This window comes from Mameliella sp. AT18 (assembly GCF_028807275.1).
Lineage (GTDB): Bacteria > Pseudomonadota > Alphaproteobacteria > Rhodobacterales > Rhodobacteraceae > Antarctobacter > Antarctobacter albus.
This window is the reverse complement of sequence record NZ_JARAMO010000128.1, coordinates 1-1,812: the sequence shown is the minus strand read 5'-3', so window position 1 is coordinate 1,812 and position 1,812 is coordinate 1. Positions and strand designations below refer to the sequence as shown.

The window sequence follows — 1,812 nt, the reverse complement described above, 5'->3', positions numbered from 1 at the left end:
TGCATCTTACCCGGTATGGTCGAGGCATGATCCGCCCCGGTCTGCTCGAGGATCGGCAGCGCGTCCATGTCGGCCCGAAAGGCGATGGTGCGCCCCGATCCGCCCTGCCGTCCGCGGATCACCGCCACGACGCCGGTCTGGCCCACACCCTCGATCACCTCGTCACAGCCGAACCCCCGCAGTTTTTCGGCCACGAAACGCGCGGTCTCATGTTCCTCGAAGCGCAGTTCGGGATGGGCATGCAGGTGGCGGCGCCATTCGGTCAGGTCCTCCTGCCAGTCGGCGATACGGTTCTTCACGGGCATCGGGTTTCTCCTTTGCCCATGATCCTGCGCCCATGCGGCCCCCTCTGCAAGCCTCAGAGGTTGGGGCCGGGTTGCAACCGCGACCCATCAAAGAAGCGCGACATGCGGAACCGCCCCAGATCATGGCCCGGATCGCGCCCGGTGGCGAGGTCCAACGCCACCCGGCCAAAGCCCGGCCCGATGCCGAACCCATGCCCGCACATGCCCGTCACCACCGTCAACCCGGGAATCTGCGCGACGGTGTCCACCACCGGCACCACGTCGGGCAGAACGTCGATCATGCCCGCCCAGGTGTCCTTTGCCCGGACCGGCGCCGCATCGGGGTAAAGCTGGCCAAACCGCCGGGTGATCTCCGAGACCTTGCCGCCGTTGGGTGCGGGATCGAGGATGCGCATCCGCTCGAACGGGCTTTCCTCGGCCCCGCTCCAGTGGCGCGGGGTGGAAAAGGCATCGGGCCAATGGCGCGGTTGCGGGCCGCGCGGGTGGATGTCGAACTCGCCGGTCATGGCCAGCGGCAGGTAATGGTGCAGGTGCCGCAGAACATCCGGACCAAGGTACAACTCGCCAAAGGCGGCAGGCGCCAGCGTGAACCCGCCATCGGCGCGCGGACGAAAGGCCAGCCGGTCGTCCACCGCCGCCGTCCCAACGACCGGCGGCAAGGGCTGCGTGGCAAGCGCGGTCGAACGCACCGAAAGCTGCGGAATGTCCACCCCGTGCCGGCGCAGGAACAGCGAAGACCAGGCGCCCCCGGCCAGAACCACCGCCTGCGTGCGGATTCGGCCCCGCTCCGTGATCACCCCGGTCACGCGCCCCGCCTGCCGGTCCAGCCCACGCACCGCGCAGCGCTCGGAAATCGCCGCGCCCTCGGCCCGTGCCAGCCGCGCAAGCTCCGGCACCGCCACCCAGGGCTCGCCCTTCATGTCGGTGGGCGTGTGCAGGGCGCCGATCCAGGGTCCGCGCGGATAATCCAGCAGCCGCAGCATCTGCGTCCGCCCCAGCAATTCCGAACTGACCCCAAGCCCCCGGGCCTCGTCCAGCCAGCCTTCGAAAGCCGCCATCTCGGCCTCGTCACGGGCAAGATAGCTGACCCCCAGGGTGCGCGTGCCCAGGCGCCCGCCACAGTCGGCATCCAGCGCCTGCCACAGATCCTGCGCCTCTTGCGCGATGGGGATCTCGGCCATGTCGCGGCCCTGCACCCGGATCCAGCCCCAGTTGCGCGATGACTGCTCTCCTGCAACCCGGCCCTTTTCCAACAGCACAACCTTCAGCCCGCGACGTGCCGCGAACAGCGCGGTGGACACCCCGATCACCCCGCCGCCGATCACCGCAAGGTCGACGGCCTCGGGCAATGGATCGGAGAATTCGACCTGTCCCATCTCGTGAAAGGGGAACGTCATCGGCACCTCCCATGCCCGGATGTGGCGCCTGCACCCGCCGTCGTATTGGGGTATTTGGACCAAGAAGAAGCAAAAGGCGCGCGCCCCTGTTTCTTCTTGGCGAAAATACC

1 protein-coding gene and 1 pseudogene are annotated in these 1,812 nt (G+C 68.4%); both read right to left on the bottom strand.

Features of this window, described 5'->3' with window-relative positions; translation table 11 throughout:
* Positions 1 to 305, bottom strand: a pseudogene (locus PVW46_RS13675) (amidohydrolase); the annotation flags it as partial.
* Positions 306 to 358: 53 nt separating this feature from the next.
* Positions 359 to 1,702 (bottom strand): NAD(P)/FAD-dependent oxidoreductase, encoded by a 1,344-nt coding sequence (locus tag PVW46_RS13670; protein ID WP_069208514.1) that lies wholly within the window; start codon positions 1,700 to 1,702, stop codon positions 359 to 361.
* Between the last annotated feature and the right edge of the window lie 110 nt (positions 1,703 to 1,812).

Coding starts and splice junctions, on each gene's coding strand:
- PVW46_RS13670 (WP_069208514.1), bottom strand. CDS start 1,702: ATGACGTTCCCCTTTCACGAGATGGGACAGGTCGAATTCTCCGATCCA.